Genomic DNA, 17,875 nt, shown 5'->3' on the forward strand with positions numbered 1-17,875 from the left:
CCGAGTACGGGGACGCCCCCTACGAGGGCCCGGACACGCCCCGCCTGGAGTGGCCGACCGCACGGTGACCCGGGTGCCACCTGCCTCACCTAGACTGTCCGGGTGACTCACGCCTCACACAGCACCGGGCATCGCCGCGACCAGGTCGTGACGACCACCATCCCGTTGAGGGACGACGAACGATGGTGGGGCGGTCGCGTCGTCGACGCCCTCGCGATGCCCTACGGCGAGGCGGAGTTCTCCTGCGACCTCGCCGGTGTTCCGCCCGCACCGGGCCGCATCGGCGAGGCGAGCAATCAGGCCTCGCCCCTCCTGCTGTCCACCTCCGGTCGGCGTGTGCAGGCCGACGGCCCCTTCCGCTTCCGTCTCAGCGGGCGCGAGCTCGAGGTCACCGGCGTGGACGTGCAGGTGCAGGAGCACGGCTCGGACCTCCGCTCGGCGCTGCTGGGCGCCGTCGACGCGGGCCGCCCCGTCCGGCGCGGAGGCGCCATCGGGGTCGGCAATCCGCTGCCCGATCGCGCGCTGTTCACCGGCCCGCAGTACAACTCCTGGATCGAGCAGCCCTACCTGCCCACGCAGGAGGGGGTGCTCGACTACGTGCGCCGTCTGCTCGACGCGGGCCTGCCGCCAGGAGTGGTGATGATCGACGACATGTGGTCGGCGGACTACGGCAACTGGACCTTCGACCCCTCCCGCTTCCCCGATCCCGCCGCGATGGCGCACACCCTGCACGAGTGGGGCTGCCGCCTCATGCTGTGGGTCGTGCCGTACATCAGCCCCGACTCCCCCGCATTCCGTGAGCTCGAGGCGGCGGGCCTGCTGCTGCGCGGGGCCGACGGGCACACCGCCCTGCGCCGCTGGTGGAACGGAGTCAGCGCAGTCCTCGATCTCTCGAACCCGGGGGCCGCGGACTGGTTCCACGGCCGAGCAGAGGCCCTGCTGGCCCTCGGTGTGGACGGCTTCAAGTTCGACGGGGCCGACGTCGCCGACTTCCGGGACGACGACCTCACCGGCGGACTCGCTCCCGTGGACATGTGTCGTCGATGGTCATCCCTGGCCGCCCGATATCCGCTCAACGAGATGCGGGCCAGCTGGGACATGGGCGGCGAGCCCCTCGCCCAGCGGGTCCAGGACACCCCGCCCGCCTGGGGCGCCGCGGGGATCGGCAGCCTGATCCCGCGGATGATCGCCCAGTCCCTGATGGGGTACGCGTACTGCTGCCCGGACATGGTCGGCGGCGGCGAGATCACCGCCATGCGGGGACAGCACGCCATCGACCAGGAGTTCTTCGTCCGCTATGCGCAGGTCGCGGCCCTCGCCCCGATGATCCAGTTCTCCGCCTCCCCGGCCCGCGTGCTCGACCAGGAGCACCTCGCGGCCGTGCTGGCGGCGCTGCGGGCCCGCCGGACCCACCTCGACCGCATCCTGGAGCTGGCCGAGCTCGCCGCCTGCACCGGCGAGCCGATACTCCGGCCCATGGCCTACCACCATCGCGGGCTGGAGGACGTCGTGGACCAGTTCATGCTCGGCGAGGACCTCGTGGTCGCGCCCGTCATCGAGCGCGGCGCGCGCTCGCGCCGCGTCACGCTCCCCACCGGCCTCTGGGCGGACGCTCACGGGCGGCACCATAAGGGCCCGGCGACCATCGAGGTGGAGGCTCCGCTGGAGGTGCTGCCCGTCCTCACCCGGGTCTGAGTCCCGGGCCGCGGCGACCCCGCCCGTCGGCCACGGCGGGCCGGCGGGCGGGTGTCTCACCACTGCTCGAGAGCCTGCGCCACGGCCTCCCGCATCCGCTCGAGGTCCTCCGCGGGCATCCCCCACCACGACGCCTCATGGCGCTGCAGCAGGTCATGGGCCTGCTGCAGCCAGCTCGAGACCCTCGATCCCGCCCCGTCGGATCCTGCACGCCAGTCGATCGCCGAGGACTGCGCCTCCTCCAGGGGCTTCTCGAGCCGCGAGGCGCGGCTCGGCGTGATCGACTCGTGGTCCTGCAGCGTGCGCAGCAGCAGGAGCGAGCGGGTGATCCCCGCCGTCGCCCGGGCCAGGCCGGGGTCCTCCAGGAAGGCGGCGAGGCGGGGGTCGTCGTGGTGGAGCCGGATCAGGTCCGCGAGGGCGGCGTCGTTCCAGTCGCCGGAGGCCGCCAGCGCGTCCCCGTAGCTGTCCCGCAGGCCCGCCTTCCGCACGGTGTCGAGGTCCCTGGTCGCGGTCATGCGCTCGCGCCACGGCTCGCGGCGGGTGAACTCGAGGTTCCACACGCCCTGGTAGGGCTGCAGCATCTCGTTCACCACGAAGCCCACCTCCTCGGGCCGTGCGGTCGAGCGGGGGAGGACCATCAGGCTCTGCCCCACGATCGCCTGCCGGGCGTGCTCCTCGCGCGACGCGGTGGGGAAGAGCAGCACGGCGACGTCGTCGGGGGCGAGCGGGTGCTCTCCGCCCGGTCGGGCCTCGGCCGTCACGGTCCAGTCGGCGTCCGTCGGCCACGTCATCGTCTGCGGGCCCCAGTCACGGATCTCCCGTCGGGTCCGCGCGGTGTTGTCGCGGTAGACGAAGTAGGGCCGCCGGTACGTCTCGATGGTCCGGTACGGCGCCACCATCATCGCGATCTCCCCGCGGCCGAACATCGCCTCGGCCTCCTCCGCCTCGTCCACGCGGACCAGGACCCGGCGGCTGCGCAGGTGCTCGTAGGTCTCCATCGCGCGGTCCAGGTGCTCGCCCTGCAGACCCTCCCACCGGGTCTCGACACCGGCGGAGATCAGCAGCTGGCGGAAGAAGTCGTCGTCGTCCGCGATCAGCGGCGTCCCCTCGGGCACGGCGTCGGCGATCGCCCGCAGGTCGGCGAGCACGACCCCGCCCGCGCGCTGCACGGCGCCCAGGTCGCGGGTGACGCCCAGGTCGCGCAGCCGCGCCCGGTGGACGAACAGCGCGAGGAAGTCCGTGGTGTGGTCCTCGGCGAGGCCCCAGGTGGCGCCCGAGGCGGTCGCGAGGTCGAGGGCGGGGCGCTTCCACTTCTCGTCGGCGAGGTCGACGGTGCTCACCTCGTCCCAGGCGCGGAGGGCGCCGGCGTCCAGGAGGCCTGCGTCGTGGTCCCACAGCCAGGTGTCCGGGACCATGACCGCATCGACGCCCAGCGTGCCGTCGGCGATCTCCTGGGCGAGGGCCGCCAGGTCGTGCTCGAGCTCGACGATCTCGATCGTGCAGTCGTCGTCCCGCTGGATCCGCTCGAGACGGAACTCCCAGATGTCCTGCGTGTAGTAGCGCTCGCCGACGGCGCCGATGTCGCCGCCCAGCGTCAGGGTGATGGTCCGGCCGTCGTGGATCTCGTCCGCAGGGGGAAGGCCGGGGTTGCGGTCGATCTGCGGGCGGGGCGCCGGCGACTGCGCCCCGGGCGCGACGCCGATCCGGATCGTGCGGCCGCCGAGGTCCCGGTGCGGGATCGGCGTGCTCAGCGCCGGATCGCCGACGAGACGCGGATCGTCCGATGCCTCCTCGGTGGGCTCGCTCGTGCTCGCCCGGTGCCCGCCGAGCTCCCAGAAGAAGAGGTCCGCCAGGCCGCCCCCGAGCGTGATGGTCAGCTCGTAGCGATCGTCGCCGAGGCTGCGCAGCGGCACCTCGGCGACACCGCCGTCGATCCTGGAGATCCTGCGCAGGCGCGAGGCGGTGCCGGCGTCGGGCAGCCGGAACTCGAGCGTGAGGGTCTGCCGGGTCTCGTAGGAGGAGCCCTGCTGCATCTCGGTGGGCAGGCCGTCGCCGGCGGTCATCCCGTTCAGCACCATGAAGTAGCGCGGGTCCGTCGAGGTGAACACGGCCTGGTCCTCGTCCGACAGCCCGTTCAGCGGCTCGAAGAAGCCCAGGAAGACGTCCCCCTCCAGCCCGTCGTTGGCGTCGCCCGGGTTGGCGGCGCTCAGCCCGGTCAGGAAGACGGCGCGCGCCGTCTCGGTCTCCAGCACCGAGGCGAGGTCGGGGTTGTCCGGGGCCACCGGATTGTCGACGACCTCCCCGGCCCGGTCCACGTGCCGACCGGGCGCCACGGCGACCTCCGTGCTCTGCAGCCGGAGCAGGTGCGGCGCGATCGCCTTCGACTGCGCGATCGTGTTCCGGAACCAGTCGAAGTGCCGGTAGCGCTCGAAGGTGCCCTCCGGCGTCACCCGGTAGTCGGTGAACAGGTACGCGGGCGCGTCATGGATCCAGCGGAAGGTGCTCAGCACCTTGGCCCCGAAGGTCAGGGCCGCGAAGCTGTACAGGTGGACCTGCGACTCGGTGAGCTCGTACCAGCCGTCCCCGCGGCGCAGATCGGTCGCCGCTCCCGGCCCGGTGCGCCAGGCGTAGGTGTAGTGGCCCCAGGGGATGGGCTGCCTCCCGGTGCCGTCATGTCCTGCGGCGGCGGCGAGCCGGTAGCGGTTCAGGTCGCCGATGAGCTCCAGGACGGTGCCGCCGACCGTCTGCCCGACCCGTCGCTCGCGGAAGTAGTACAGGTCGAAGGAGAGCAGGTCGGGCTTCGCGACGGAGAGGTACTTGGCGAGCTGGTCCGGGCCGAAGGTCGAGATGAGCGGCATCCCGGGGCGAGGAGCGGTGCCGACCTCGTTGTGATAGGCCAGGACGTGCGGGTAGCGGGTCCGGATCACCTCGAACCAGGACTTCAGATTCTGGACCAGGGTGTCGGACCAGTCCTCCTCGTCGCCGACGCAGATCGCCGTCAGACGCTCGAGGTCCTCCAGGCCGTTGTGCTCGTCCAGGAACCCCTGTGCGCGGATCTCGGGGGTCGCAGAGCCGGTGAGCTCCCTGCCGTCGACGTGATCGAGGTCCTGGTAGGTGGAGGAGAGATGGCGTCCGTAGGGCCCGAAGGCGGATGCCCACGGGATCGGGTTGCCGATGCCCTCGCTCTCGGCGAGGAACTCGGGGCTGTAGTTGGGGGCGTCGCTGAACTGTGCGCCGGTGAAGCCGATCTCCGCGAAGTCCTCCGGGGTGGGCTGGACCATCCACGCCTTCTGTGCGGAGATCTCCTCCGTGGGCATCCAGGTCATGAAGGGGAAGCCCTGGTCCAGGAGCAGGCGATGGCCCCGGGAGAGCTCCTCGGCGGGCGGGAGCGGCGCGACGTCCTCACCGAGCGAGGCGCGCTCGACGATCCCGACCCCGTCGATCTCGACGGTTCCGTCGGCCACCGTGTACACGGCGCGCGCCGTCGAGGGATCGGCGTCCCCCGTGGTGAAGTCGTAGCGGAACTCCAGCCATTCGTCTCGCTCGATGGCGGTGTGCTCGAGCCAGTTCAGGAGGTTGTCCCGGCCCTCCGGGGCGCTCTCCCAGGAGTCGAGGTCGCCGGTGCCGTTGTGGTACTCGAGGATCTCGGGGTCCTTGAAGCCGGAGAGGCGGAAGGTCGTCCTCCCGGCGGACCGCAGTCGGAAGCGGATCGTGTGCTCGGTGCGCGGTGCGAGGTCCGTCAGCAGGAGTGTCCACGATCCGCCGGGGCGCACGAGGACCCGCGCCCCTCCGTGGGTCGACTCCTCGGCGAGGACCTCCACCGGTCCCGAGGCGGAGTACCCGGCGCCCGGGAGGGGATCCGCGTGGGCCGGTGCGCGCCACAGCGCCATGGCGGCAGCACCTCCCACCGCTCCGGTCAGCACGGCACGACGTGAGGGCGACAGCTCCATGTCCAGCTCCTGGTCTCGGTGGGCGAGGACGTCCTCGTCGCTCGCATGGCGAGCACCCTATGTGTGCTAGAACGAGTTAGCAAGTGGTTCCGTATCGAGCGCCCGGGTTGCAAACTCGAAATAGTTCCGCTCTAATGGTCCTCCACCACACGGGTGCGATGACGCACGACAGGGAGGCCCCCATGGCAACGACCATCTCTCGCAGGACCATGACCGCCGGACTCACCGGGACGGTGCTCACGGCAGGGCTCGCCGGCTGCGGGCTCGGCGGCGGCGCCGGCGGCGCGGACGGCTCGGGATCGGCTGACGCCGGAGGCGCGGCGCCGGGCGTCGAGTGCGAGATCCCCGACGCCAACCTCGACGACACCGAGATCGACCGCGCCTCCGACCTGCAGGGCGAGATCCGCTTCGCGACGCAGAACCTCAAGACCGACTTCGGCGAGTTCTTCACCGGCCTCATCGAGTCCTTCCAGGAGGCCCACCCCGGGGTCACCATCACCTGGGAGGACACCCCGCAGGCCGAGGACTTCGACTCCCGCATGGTGACCGATGCCCAGACCTGCGTCATGGCCGACGTCATCAACGTCCCAGGGCCCACGATCGCCGCGCTGTCCCAGGCGAACCTGCTGATGGACCTCGACGTCAAGGCGCCCGGCATCGGGGAGCGGTTCATCCCCGCCGTGTGGGAGGCCAGCGTCTTCGGCGAGGAGAAGGCCCACACCGCCCTGCCCTGGTACTGGTCGCCCTCGGTGATCACCTACAACCGCGACCTCATGGAGGAGGCGGGCCTCGACCCGGATGCTCCCCCCACCACCTTCGAGGAGCAGTACGAGATGGCGCTGCAGATCGCGGACGTCGCCGGGGGCGACTACTTCGCGATCTGGGGCAACCAGCAGTGGAACTTCGTGAACACCTGGCTCGACCACGGCGCACAGGTGCTCGACGAGGCCGGCGAGGCGTTCACCTTCGCCGATGACCCCTTCGTGCTGGACTGGCTGACCAAGCTGCGCGAGGTGTACGAGGCCGGCGGGATCCCCAAGGACTCCGTCACGGGCGCGCCCAACCCCGGACAGCAGTACAACGAGGGCACCCTCGTGTTCGGCACGCAGAACGCCTCGTTCCTGCGCAACGTCAAGGACAACGCCCCCGACCTGTACCCCGTCACGGATGTCGCAGCGCCGCTCCACACCGGCGACTCGATCAGCTACTCCGGCCAGTACGTCGCCGTCTCGGTCACCACCCAGAACGCGCCTCTGGCGCTGGCCTGGGCGGACTACGTGACCACCGCGGAGAACCAGCTCGCCTGGTCCAAGGACCCCGGCGTGGTCATCTTCCCCGCCACCCCCGAGTCGCTCGACGACCCGTTCTTCACCGACCAGGACGAGTCGGACCCGCTGGGCAAGGCGCGCCTGGTCGCCGCGGAGCACGTGCCGATGGCCGCCGTGAACGCGGCGTCCTTCCTCATCACCGGTCAGATCCAGACCGCGATCATGGAGGCGCTCCAGCTCGCGATCACCGGCGGCACGGATCCGCAGGAGGCGCTCAGCACCGCTCAGCAGACCGCCAACGACCTCCTCGAGAAGGCCAGGTCCTGACCCATGGCCGTGCCCACGACTACTGCTCCGCCCGAAGCGCAGGCTCGACGCGCTCCGGAGGCTCCTCGGCGACGGCGGGGCCGACCTGCGCCCGTCCTCTCGGGGGCCGCACGCTTCCGACGCTGGTGGGTGCCCTACGTGTGGGCGATCCTGCCGGCGGCGGCCGTGGCGACCTTCTACGTCTACCCGTTCTTCAACACCGTGATCCTCTCGTTCACCGATGCGAAGCCCCTCGGCGGCGGCGGCGCGTTCGTGGGACTCAGCAACTACCTGACGGTGCTCGCCGACCCGGACTTCCACCGAGCGGTGGTCAACTGTCTCGTCTACGCCGTCGTGACGGTGCCGCTGCTGGTGCTGCTGCCGCTGCTGCTGGCGGTCCTGGTGCAGAAGACCGTGCCGGGGATCGGAGTGTTCCGCTCGCTGTTCTACGTGCCGGCGATCGCCTCGGTCGTGGTGGTGGCGCTGGCCTGGTCGTTCCTGCTGAAGGACAACGGCTCGATCAACGAACTGCTCATGGCGATCGGCGTGGTCGACGGCCCGGTCCCCTTCCTCACCCAGCGCTGGTGGCTGCTGGCCAGCTCCATGGCGGTCTCCGTCTGGAAGGGCCTTCCCTACTTCATGATCCTCTACCTCTCGGCGCTCGCGAACGTGGACTCCAGCCTCCACGAGGCCGCGGAGATGGACGGGGCCGGCGCCGTGCGCCGCTTCTGGACCGTCACGGTGCCCGGGGTGAAGGTGATGATGTTCCTCGTCGGCGTCCTCGCCGCGATCAACGCCATGAAGGTGTTCTCCGAGGTGTTCCTGCTGTCCAACGGCTCCGGCGGCATCGGCGGCCGCGCCTCGACCCTGGCCATGTACATCCGCGAGGTGGGCATCGCCGACAGCACCTACGGCTCCCTCGGCCAGGGCTCCGCGGCCTCCGTGCTGCTGTTCCTGCTGACCATCGGCCTGATCCTCGCCAGCCGTCGCTTCAACAGTCAGATCGAGGAGCAATGAGCACCGTCACCGACTCCCGCCCCCGTCCCCTCCTCCGCCGCACTCCCTGGTGGAAGCGTGCCCGCGGCCGCGCGACGGCGCTGCGGTACGTGCTGCTCCTGGTGGTGCTCGTGCTGCTCATCGGCCCGCTGGTGGTGCCGCTGATGGGCGCCTTCAAGGGCTCCGGCGAGCCGGTCTTCGGGCCGAACGCCACCGTGATCCCGCAGGATCCGAGCCTCGCCGCCTTCACCTCGCTCATCGAGCAGACCAACCTGCTCCAGGCCGTCGGCAACAGCCTCTTCATCGGCGCCCTGGCCATCACCAGCCACATCGTGCTGGCCACGGCCGGCGGCTACATCCTCTCCCGCAAGGGGTGGAAGGGCCGGAACCTGCTGCTGCTGCTGATGATGTCCGCCCTGATCTTCCCCTTCGAGTCGATCATGGTCTCCCTGTTCGCCCAGGTGAGGGATCTCGGCCTCTACGACACCCTGCTCGGGGTGTGGCTGCCGGGCATGCTCGGCCCCTTCCACCTGCTGCTCATGCGTGCCGCGTTCCTCGGCGTGCCGGACGAGCTCGAGGACGCCGCCCTGCTCGACGGTGCAGGGGAGTGGAAGCGGTTCTGGACGATCTTCCTGCCGCAGACCCGCGGTGCGCTGACCATCGTGGCGCTGACCTCCTTCCTCTACGCGTGGGAGGACTACCTGTGGCCGCTGCTGGTGCTGCGCTCCGGCGACAACTTCACGATGATGCTCGAGCTGGCCCGCCTGCAATCCGCCTTCGGATTCGACTACCGCGTCGTGCTGGCCGGGGCGATCGTCGCCCTCGTCCCCGTGACGGTGATGTTCTTCTTCACCCAGAAGTACTTCTTCCGCGGCATCGAGGAAGGGGGACTGAAGTTCTGAGCCCGGGCCGACGGGGCCCGCGGCTCCGTCCCCGAGCCCGGTGACGGAGCCGAGCATCGACGACGTACCCACCCCACGCACCATCGCGACGGCGCGGTGAGATCGGAAGGCAGCGCACATGGACGGACGATTCGGACGACGAACCCTGCTGGGAGGCGCGGTCGGTGCGCTCGCCGCCGCGGCCGCCGCTCCCGCTCTCGCGAAGGGCGGCGCGGGCGGAGGCACGGGGCGCACCCCTGCCCCGGGCTTCTGGAACCGCCCCTCGAAGCTGAACCGCTCGGACCGCGTGTTCCTGCATCGCGGACTGGTGCACGGGGCCTGGGTGCGCTCCGGCCCGGAGGACGGCTGGTATCCGGAGGCGACGCTGTGGAACGGGGCCGGGTTCACCACCCCGCAGTTCTACGCCGAGCACCTCGCCGAGAGCGCGATGGGGCGCCTGGAGTACTCCGAGGACGTGATGCGCGGGCTGCATCAGCCCACCTGGGCGCTCGCCCGCGCCCCCTACGGCCAGCAGAACCTGATCGACCTCCCCGATCCCGAAGAGGACTGGATGACGCCCGCGATGCGGGAGAACGCCCGGGACCTGCTCTCGGTCTGCTTCGGCGACGAGGAGGACTTCAGCCCCGCGCTGAGGGACTATCTCGCCGGTGCGATGTCGAAGATCCACGAGGAGCTGCCCTGGGTGCTGACCCACACCAACCAGGCGCTCGGCCAGTATCCCGACCCCGACATGTCCGACTACCTGGCCACGGCGGAGCCCGACCTGCTCACCTGGGACTGGTATCCGTGGATGCAGGGCAACAGCACCGCCTCCTCGGTCACCGGCCACTACCGCCAGCTCGCGCGCTACCGTCGCCACGCGCTCGCCGGTCACGACGGCTCGGGCGCCTCGCCGCTCGCCTTCGGCCAGTACACGATCGGGTTCCGCATGTCCTCGGACAACGGCATCCGCCAGCAGCGACGCGTGTACATCTCCGAGTCCCAGCAGAACCTGCTGCCGTACCTGACCTGGGCGGCCGGCGGGAAGTGGCTGTCGCTGTTCCGCTGGGAGCTGGACGAGGACTACTACAACGCCGAGAAGGACATCCTCTGGGAGTCCGACGGCCTGTTCCTCACCGATGCGGAGGAGAATCCTCTTCCCGCCTACCACCGCTACCAGCGCATCAACCGGGACATGGCGACGTTCTCCCCGTACCTGGTACGGCTGCGCTCCCGCTCGGCGGGTCTGCTGCGCGGCGCGCTGCAGGACGGCACCCCGTCCCCGGCCGTCGCCGGCCTGCCGGACTGGAGCCCTGCGCTGGACGCCGCGGCCGGGATCGTCGGCCTCGAGGCGACGAACATCGGCACCGCCAACGGCGGCCATCCCGGCGACGTGTACGTGGGCACCTTCGGCGAGCTTCCGGAGATGTCCGCCGGCGAGAACCGCGGGGTGCTCGCCGACCGCGACGAGGCCAGCGCCTTCATGCTCGTCAACGGCATGGCCGTCTACAACGACGAGGCCACGGACCCGTACGCCGCCGGCGGCAGCGGCGAGGAGACCCGGCAGCGGGTCACCGTCGCCGTCGATCCCCGCGCGGTGCGGGCCGGGACCCGCCCCCGCTCGCTCTCGCTGCACACGCTGGACCGGTCCACGGGCCGCCCCCGGCCGGTGCCGCTGGAGACCGTCGGGGATCAGCTCCAGTTCACGGTCGATCTCGACGGCGGCGCCGGCGAGCTGTTCCTCTGGGGCTGAGCCCCGCCCCCCAGGACGCACCACGCGCCCGCAGCGCCCTCCTCCCCGACCGTCGTCCCGTCCGTCGTCCCGCCGATCCTCCGAGGTTCCCATGCCCGCCGCTCCGTCCGACCGCCCCCACATCCTGCTGATCATCTCCGACGACCACGGCTACGCCGACCTCTCCTCCCGCGGCAGCCAGGACGCCCGCACCCCGCACCTCGACCGTCTCGCCGCGAGCGGCATGAGCTTCGACAGCGCCTACGTCACCGCCCCCATCTGCTCCCCCTCACGAGCGGGGCTCATCGCGGGAGCGCACCAGCAGCGCTGGGGAGGGCACTGGTTCTCCGACGCGTCCTTCCCGCCGGCACGGCAGCCGGTGCTGCCCGAGCTGCTGCGCGCCGGCGGCTACCGCACCGGCTACTTCGGGAAGGTCCACTACGGATTCGAGCAGCCCGGCGACCGCGCCTGCCCCGAGCAGCACGGCTTCGACTCCTCGTTCTACGGCATGACCTCCACGAGCGCCGGCCGCCTCCACTACCTGCACCACTCCCGGGAGTCGAGGGAGCGCCTGGGCGACGCCTTCCACGCCGTGCACGGCGTGAACCCCATGTTCGAGGACGGGCGCGAGGTCGACTGCGAGCAGCACCTGACCACGGCATTCGCCGATCGGGCGATCGAGTTCATGGGCCCGGCCCCCGAGAGCGACGGGGCCGACGGCACCGCGACCGAGGACCCGTTCTTCTGCATGGTCGCCTTCAACGCCGTGCACAACTTCGCCTGGCAGCTGCCGGAGGACGAGCTCGCCGCCCGCGCCCTGCCCAAGCACGAGGACTTCGATCCCGACACCGACCGGTACATCGACTGGTACGACGGGGCGATCTCCCCGAACCTGGAGAACGGCAGGGCCTACTATCTCGCACAGCTCGAGATCATGGACCGCGAGATCGGGAGGATGCTCGACCACCTCGAGGCCACCGGCCGTCGTGAGGACACCCTGGTCGTGTATCTCACCGACAACGGCGGCTCCGCCTGCAACTACGGGAACAACGCCCCGCTGCACGGCACCAAGTACAGCCTCTTCGAGGGCGGTGTCCGCGTGCCGCTGATGGTCTCCTGGCCGGGCATGGTCCGCCCCGGGAGCCGCAGCGATGCGCTGGTCAGCTCCATGGATCTGCTGCCCACCTTCCTCGCCGCCGCCGGGATCGAGCACCCCGATCCGGTGCAGATCGACGGCAGGCCGCTCCAGGAGGTCCTGGACGGCACCGGCGGCGGCCACGAGCTGATGCATTTCGACACCGGCTTCCAGTGGGCGGTGCGCGACCGGCTGTGGAAGCTGCGCTGGGTGGACGAGGAGGACACGACCTATCGTGATCGGCTGCTGAAGAACGAGCACACCGACATCGGCGCGGGCCTGACCCTGGTCCCGATCGACCGGGATCTCGACGAGAGCCCCGAGGCCGACGTCGCCGCCGAGCATCCCGAGGTGGTCTCGGCCCTGCTCGAGGCCCACCAGGCGTGGTCCGCGCGGATGCGCGAGCTCGCCTCGGCCTGAGCTGCCCGGCTGTCATGCCGTGGCCGCGCTGCGGGCGGCGGCGCCGAAGCCCCCGGGAGCGTCACGGATGGTGGGATGCCGCCCGCGGCGCGGCGGACGGACCGTTCGCGGCGTCGCAGGCGCTCTCGGCGCGGAATCGGAACGTCGCGCCGACGCGGCCCGGACGCAGCTGGTGCTCGGGGCGCACATCGGGACCGCAGGAGCGGGTGCCGACGCCGTGCTGGGCGAGATCCAGGTGCAGGTGCCAGCTCTCGGAGCGCGGGAGCACGTCGTGATGCGGGACCTGCAGCTCGTGCGGGGACCAGGGGGAGAGGGTGAAGCCCGGGTCCCCCTCGAGAGTGCGCACCGAGAGCGCCTTGCCGTCGGGGCGCCGCACGGCGAGCTCGCGCAGCTCGCCGCGGTGTCCGGTGGTCTGCGGCCGCACCCGGGGGTGGTGCAGGGCGGTCAGCGGCAGCCGGTGGCGACCGGTCCATGTGGCCACGCGCAGGTCGGACCAGGACTCCTCCGGCCCCAGCCCGAACCACTCGGCCTCCCATGCCTCGCGGTCCTCGCCGGCGGGCAGGACGAGGTGCAGCCCCACCCGTGGCCAGGTCCCCTCCCACGTGCCCCGGGGCGACACCTCGATGCGGCAGTCCAGCACGGTGCCCGCCTCGGGTCCCTCCTCGAGATGCTGCGCGGTCCAGATCAGGCGGGTGTCGACCGCGAGGGCGCTGCCGGCCGGGGCCAGGCGGCGCTCGACCACCAGGGCGCCCGCCTCGAGGCGCACGCCGCGGGTGGTGGTCACCAGGCGGTCCAGCCCGCGCGCCCGCCAGCGGTCCGCGGAGGAGGGGCCGCGTGCTCCGCCCCCGGCGCCGCGGGTCAGGGCCGGGTCCGCGGCCTCGTAGTCGAGGGCCCCGTGCCCCTCGTCGTTGTCGGTCGGGGCGCGCCACAGGTCGATCCCGTGCTCGTCGAGCTCGAGGCCGCCGAGCCGCACGAGGCGGCCGGCGGGGGAGAAGCGGAACCCGCCCGCCCCGTCCTCGTCGGCGACCGCGAAGCCCTCGGCGTCGCGCAGGATCGGCACGGGCTGCGAGGTCGGGGCGGGGGCGGCCGGTCGACGGGGCGGACGCACGCGGTGCTGACGGCGGCTGAGGACGTGGCCGGCGGCGGCCCACGGCGTGGCCGCGGCGAGCTGGATCTCGAGCAGCAGGAAGCACTCCGACGCCTCGTCCTGCGGGCGACGCAGCGCCCCAGCCAGGGCCTCCGGGGTCGGCACGGTGTGCGTGGCGGCGGGGGCGAGCGGCCCCAGCGCCACGGTGCCCTCGGCCGCCGGGCGGCCGTCGACCTCGTAGCGCCAGGCCAGGACGAGGTCCTCGGTGGTCGTGAACTGCCGGCGGGACTCGATGAGCAGCCGCCCCTCGGCACCGTCCTCGCCGGCCCAGCGGCCGCGCACCGGGGCGACCGACTCGGCCCAGTGCAGCAGACCCGGATGGGGCCGGTTCTCGGCGTCCGCCAGACCGTCGATGACGAAGTTGCCGTCGTGCAGCGGCTCGCCGAAGTCGCCGCCGTACCGCCAGCGGCGCGAGCCGTCGGCCGCCTCGACCGCGACCGCGTGGTCCTTCCACTCCCACACGAAGCCGCCGGCGATCCGCTCGTGCTCCTCGATCAGCGCCGCGTAGTCCGCGACCCCGCCCGGGCCGGTGCCCATGGCATGCAGGTACTCCACGAGGATCAGCGGCTTGGACCGCACCCGGGCCGCCTCCCGGTCGGTGATGCGGGAGGCGGCGTGATGGGCGACGGCGACCGGACCCTCGGGAGCCAGCCAGCTGCGGATCTCCTCGAGCGCCGGGTACATGCGGGCGTAGACGTCCGTGTACGCGCCGGCATGGTCGCCCTCGTAGTGCACGGGCCGACGGGGGTCGCGGGTGCGCAGCCAGTCCGACATCGCCGCGAGGTTCTGCCCGGTCGCGGACTCGTTGCCGAGCGACCACATGATGATCGAGGGATGGTTCTTGTCCCGTTCCACCGTCCGCACGATGCGGTCCAGCAGCAGGTCGCGCCAGGCGGGGTCGTCCGCGGGGTTGCCCGCCCAGCCCTCGCCCTCGAAGCCGTGGGTCTCGACATCGGCCTCGAGCATCACCCACATGCCGATCTCGTCGGCCAGGTCGAGCCAGCGGGCGTCCGGCGGGTAGTGGGCGGTGCGCACCGCGTCGACGTTCGCGCGCTTCATCGCCAGCAGCTCCTCGCGGGCGACCTCGAGGTCGATCACCCGCCCGGTGCGGGGATCCCACTCGTGACGGTTCACGCCGCGCAGGATGATCGGCCGGCCGTTCACGCGCAGGACCCCGTCCTCCACCTCGACCCGGCGGAAGCCGACGGTGATCTCCACCGTCTCCTCCGCGCTGGAGACGGTGGCGCGGTAGCGGCGCGGCGTCTCGGCCGTCCAGGGCTCGACTCCGGGCACCTCCAGCGGAGCGACCTTCCCGGGCGCCGTCACCTCGTGCACCAGGCCCAGCTCGGGGATCGCGACGGTGAGCGGCCAGGCCCCGGCCGGGGCGGAGAGCTCCACGTGCAGCAGCCCGGTGCCGTCCTCGGCGAGGTCGCCGTCCAGCCAGGCGTCGTCGATCCGCCGGGCCGGGCGGTGGCGCAGCGAGACGGAGCGGAAGATCCCCGGCAGCCACCACTGGTCCTGGTCCTCGACGTAGGAGCCGGCGGACCACTGGACCGCGCGGATCACGAGCACGTTCCCGCGCTCGCGGAGCAGGCCGGTGACGTCGAAGTCCTGGGTGAGGCGGGAGCCCTGGCGGGTGCCCACCTCGGTCCCGTTCAGCCAGATCCGGGCGAAGGACTCGATGCCTTCGGTGCGCAGATGCACCGCGCCCTCGGCGGGCCAGTCCCCGGGCAGGTCGAAGACCCGGCGGTGATCGCCCGTGGGGTTCTGGTCGGGCACGTGCGGGGGATCGACGGGGAAGGGATAGACCACGTTGGTGTACTGCGGGCCGTCCGGCCCCGGCTGCTCCGGCATCGACCAGTGGGCCGGCAGCGTGATGGCGGTCCAGCCCGGGCCGGGGAGGGGCCCGTCGAGCATGTCGAGCGGCGCCGACGGGGACGGCGACCAGCGGAAGTCCCACTCGCCGTCGAGGTCGAGGACGGGGGCGTCGGTGCGCAGCGCTGCGGAGGCGGCGACGCGGCGCCCGGTGCCGGGCACGATCGCCTCGTGGGCAGGCGCGCTCGCGCCCCCGCCGTCGGCCCCCGGGGCCGCAGGGTGTGCGGGGGCGCCGGAGCGACCCTCTCGGAGCGCGTCACCGCCGCCGACGGGCGAGACCTCGACCTGGACCACCATGGCTGCACCTCCGCAGACCGGGCATCCTGCGGCGCGTCGACGCCGATGCCCGGGAAGACGTTGTCACCCCGACGCTAACACGAGTTAGGCGTGGGGCGTCGGGTGTGTGAGACTAAGGAGCGTGGCCAGATCCAATCGCAATGACGTCGCTCGTCGGGCCGGTGTCGCTCCGTCGACCGTCTCCAACGTCCTCAACGGCCGCGCCTCGGCCCTCCGCATCGCCGATGCCACCGCCGAGCGGGTGCGTCGCGCCGCCCGCGAGCTCGGCTACATCCCGCAGGCGTCGGCGCGCTCCCTGCGCTCCGGGGGCTCCTCGACCATCGGCCTGATGCTCGCCCCGCTGCCGCCCAGCCCCTTCGTGCCGATCGTGCACGAGGTGGTCACCGCGGCGATCACCGCCACGCAGCGCCGAGGGAAGCTGGTCCTGCCGTTCGCGGACCCGGGGGAGGAGGACGAGGGCACCGCCTACGTGGATCGCGTGCTGACCGACGTCGACCTCGCGGGAGTCGTCTGCGAGCGCTCCGCCCACAACCTCGCCGCCGGTCGCCGCCTCCACGAGCTCGAGGTCCCGGTGGTGTGGATGTCGCTGGCCGCGACCACCCGGCGCCCGCCGGGGATCGCGCACGTGATGGTGGACCAGGCCGCCGGCTGGGCGCCCCTGCTGGACTCCCTCGAGGTCGACGACGACAAGGAGGTCGCGCTGCTGGTGGGCCCGATGTTCCGCCCGGCCCGCCTGGACCTGGTCGCCGAGAGGTTCCCCGGACGCACCCGCCTGCTGGAGGCGACCTCGTGGCTGCCCGACGGCGGCGCCCAGGCGGTGCACCAGCTGCTCGCCGACGGTGCTCGCATCGGTGCGGTCGTCTGCGCCGACGACTCGCTGGCGCACGGGGCGATGCTCGCCCTGCGCGAGGAGGGGATCGACGTCCCCGGAGAGATCTCCGTGGTCGGGTTCGGCGGCTGGGAGGAGCCGGTGACGGGGGTCGGCACGCTCGCCTCGGCGTCCTGGCCGGTGCGGGATCTCACCGAGGCCGCGGTGGGCGCCCTGCTGGACCACGTCGAGGGCGTCCACCGCCGCGAGCTCGCCGCAGAGGCTCCTGTCACCGCGATGCTGGACAGCGTGCCGCTGCCGGGGCCGAGCGCCCGCCTGCGGGCCGCGTCCGCTCGCCCGGTGCGGGAACCGGGGACGCAGAGCTCCGCCGGGCGGCCCTCGGGTTCCGCTCGGTCCACGGGCCCTTCCACCGATTCCCGCTAGTCCGCCGGCGCAGTGCGGCGGGGACGTCCGTGCGCAGGAGCAAAACTCAGGATCTAACACGAGATAGCATGAGACCGAGCAGAGTGTGGGCGACGGAGCGGCGCCCGTGCCGCACGGATTCGATGACGACCGCCCGCCGAGGAGAGCCATGACCCGTCCGAACATCGTGTTCGTCCTGTCCGATGACCATGCCGCGCATTCGATCTCGGCCTACGGCAGCCGCGTCAACACCACCCCGCACATGGACCGCCTCGCCGCGGAGGGCGCCACGATGGACGCGGCGTATTGCACGAATTCGATCTGCACGCCGTCGCGGGCGTCGATCCTGACCGGCACCTACAGCCACATCAACCGCGCCTGCTCGATCTACTCCGAGTTCGATCATCGGGTGGGGACGTTCCCGGAGGTGCTGCGCGAGCGCGGCTATCAGACGGCGCTGTATGGGAAGTGGCATCTGGGGACGTCGGCGCGGGCGTTGCCGCGGGGTTTCGATGATTGGCGGATCTTCCCTGGCCAGGGGGCCTATGTGGATCCGGTGATGATCGGGCCGGGCGGCGAGGAGACGGTCCCGGGGTATGCGACGGATGTGGTGACTCGTCAGAGTCTGGACTTCCTGGATCGTCGTGATCGGGAGCGGCCGTTCTGTCTGCTGGTGCATCACAAGGCCCCGCACCGGCCGTGGGTCCCGCATCCGCGCTACGAGGGGATGTATGAGGCGGGGACGATCCCTGAGCCCGAGACGATGTGGGATGACCACGAGGGGCGCGCGCAGGTGGTGAAGGACGTCGCGATGGGGCTGGATGACCTGCGGCCCACCGATTACAAGGACGCGCTGCCTGCCGAGCTCGAGGGTGAGGACGAGGCCTCGCGCCGTGCGCGGACGTCGTGGAAGTACCAGCGGTACATGCGCGACTACCTGCG

10 protein-coding genes are annotated in these 17,875 nt (G+C 71.9%); 8 read left to right on the plus strand and 2 right to left on the minus strand.

All coding sequences use genetic code 11. The features are described 5' to 3' along the window. Positions 1-102: 102 nt before the first annotated feature. Positions 103-1,695, plus strand: coding sequence for a glycoside hydrolase family 31 protein (locus D1648_RS17660; RefSeq protein ID WP_126282004.1), 1,593 nt, complete (start codon positions 103-105; stop codon positions 1,693-1,695). Between the two features lie 56 nt (positions 1,696-1,751). Here the strand turns inward: D1648_RS17660 and D1648_RS17665 are convergent, their stop codons facing one another. Then, entirely contained in the window at positions 1,752-5,645 is a 3,894-nt protein-coding gene (locus tag D1648_RS17665; protein WP_122943918.1) for a hypothetical protein, read from the minus strand. Positions 5,646-5,827: 182 nt separating this feature from the next. On the opposite strand from D1648_RS17665, the gene D1648_RS17670 reads away from it, so the two are divergent. The 5 genes from D1648_RS17670 (at position 5,828) to D1648_RS17690 (ending at position 12,383) form a co-directional block, all read left to right on the plus strand. Next, positions 5,828-7,240, plus strand: coding sequence for an ABC transporter substrate-binding protein (locus D1648_RS17670; protein WP_126282005.1), 1,413 nt, complete (start codon positions 5,828-5,830; stop codon positions 7,238-7,240). A gap of 129 nt (positions 7,241-7,369) precedes the next feature. Beyond that, a complete protein-coding gene (locus tag D1648_RS17675; RefSeq protein WP_241155577.1) occupies positions 7,370-8,236 on the plus strand; it encodes a carbohydrate ABC transporter permease in 867 nt (288 codons plus the stop codon). Then, positions 8,233-9,117, plus strand: a complete 885-nt coding sequence (locus tag D1648_RS17680; protein WP_122943921.1) for a carbohydrate ABC transporter permease — start codon at positions 8,233-8,235, stop codon at positions 9,115-9,117. The genes D1648_RS17675 and D1648_RS17680 overlap by 4 nt, the downstream gene beginning before the upstream one ends. Positions 9,118-9,235: 118 nt before the next feature. Then, positions 9,236-10,849: a hypothetical protein gene (locus D1648_RS17685; RefSeq protein WP_122943922.1), complete on the plus strand. Its 1,614-nt coding sequence runs from the start codon at positions 9,236-9,238 to the stop codon at positions 10,847-10,849. 91 nt (positions 10,850-10,940) lie between these two features. Continuing rightward, positions 10,941-12,383: a sulfatase gene (locus D1648_RS17690; protein ID WP_122943923.1), complete on the plus strand. Its 1,443-nt coding sequence runs from the start codon at positions 10,941-10,943 to the stop codon at positions 12,381-12,383. A gap of 61 nt (positions 12,384-12,444) precedes the next feature. Here the strand turns inward: D1648_RS17690 and D1648_RS17695 are convergent, their stop codons facing one another. Beyond that, positions 12,445-15,702: a glycoside hydrolase family 2 TIM barrel-domain containing protein gene (locus tag D1648_RS17695; RefSeq protein WP_122943924.1), complete on the minus strand. Its 3,258-nt coding sequence runs from the start codon at positions 15,700-15,702 to the stop codon at positions 12,445-12,447. A 121-nt stretch (positions 15,703-15,823) separates the two neighbouring features. Between D1648_RS17695 and D1648_RS17700 the strand changes: the two genes are divergently transcribed. Together D1648_RS17700 and D1648_RS17705 are read left to right on the plus strand one after the other, a co-directional pair. Beyond that, positions 15,824-16,954 carry a LacI family DNA-binding transcriptional regulator gene (locus tag D1648_RS17700; protein ID WP_164518798.1) on the plus strand — a complete coding sequence of 377 codons (1,131 nt, stop codon included), beginning with the start codon at positions 15,824-15,826 and terminating at the stop codon, positions 16,952-16,954. Between the two features lie 148 nt (positions 16,955-17,102). After that, the coding region (locus D1648_RS17705; RefSeq protein WP_164518799.1) for a sulfatase-like hydrolase/transferase at positions 17,103-17,875 on the plus strand (773 nt) is incomplete at its 3' end.

Source organism: Brachybacterium sp. EE-P12 (genome assembly GCF_003711805.1).
GTDB lineage: Bacteria > Actinomycetota > Actinomycetes > Actinomycetales > Dermabacteraceae > Brachybacterium.

Excerpts from the sequence above, each read along its gene's own strand:
- D1648_RS17665 (WP_122943918.1), bottom strand. The coding sequence starts at position 5,645 with ATGGAGCTGTCGCCCTCACGTCGTGCCGTGCTGACCGGAGCGGTGGGA.
- D1648_RS17670 (WP_126282005.1), top strand. The coding sequence starts at position 5,828 with ATGGCAACGACCATCTCTCGCAGGACCATGACCGCCGGACTCACCGGG.
- D1648_RS17685 (WP_122943922.1), top strand. The coding sequence starts at position 9,236 with ATGGACGGACGATTCGGACGACGAACCCTGCTGGGAGGCGCGGTCGGT.
- D1648_RS17690 (WP_122943923.1), top strand. The coding sequence starts at position 10,941 with ATGCCCGCCGCTCCGTCCGACCGCCCCCACATCCTGCTGATCATCTCC.
- D1648_RS17695 (WP_122943924.1), bottom strand. The coding sequence starts at position 15,702 with ATGGTGGTCCAGGTCGAGGTCTCGCCCGTCGGCGGCGGTGACGCGCTC.
- D1648_RS17680 (WP_122943921.1), top strand. The coding sequence starts at position 8,233 with ATGAGCACCGTCACCGACTCCCGCCCCCGTCCCCTCCTCCGCCGCACT.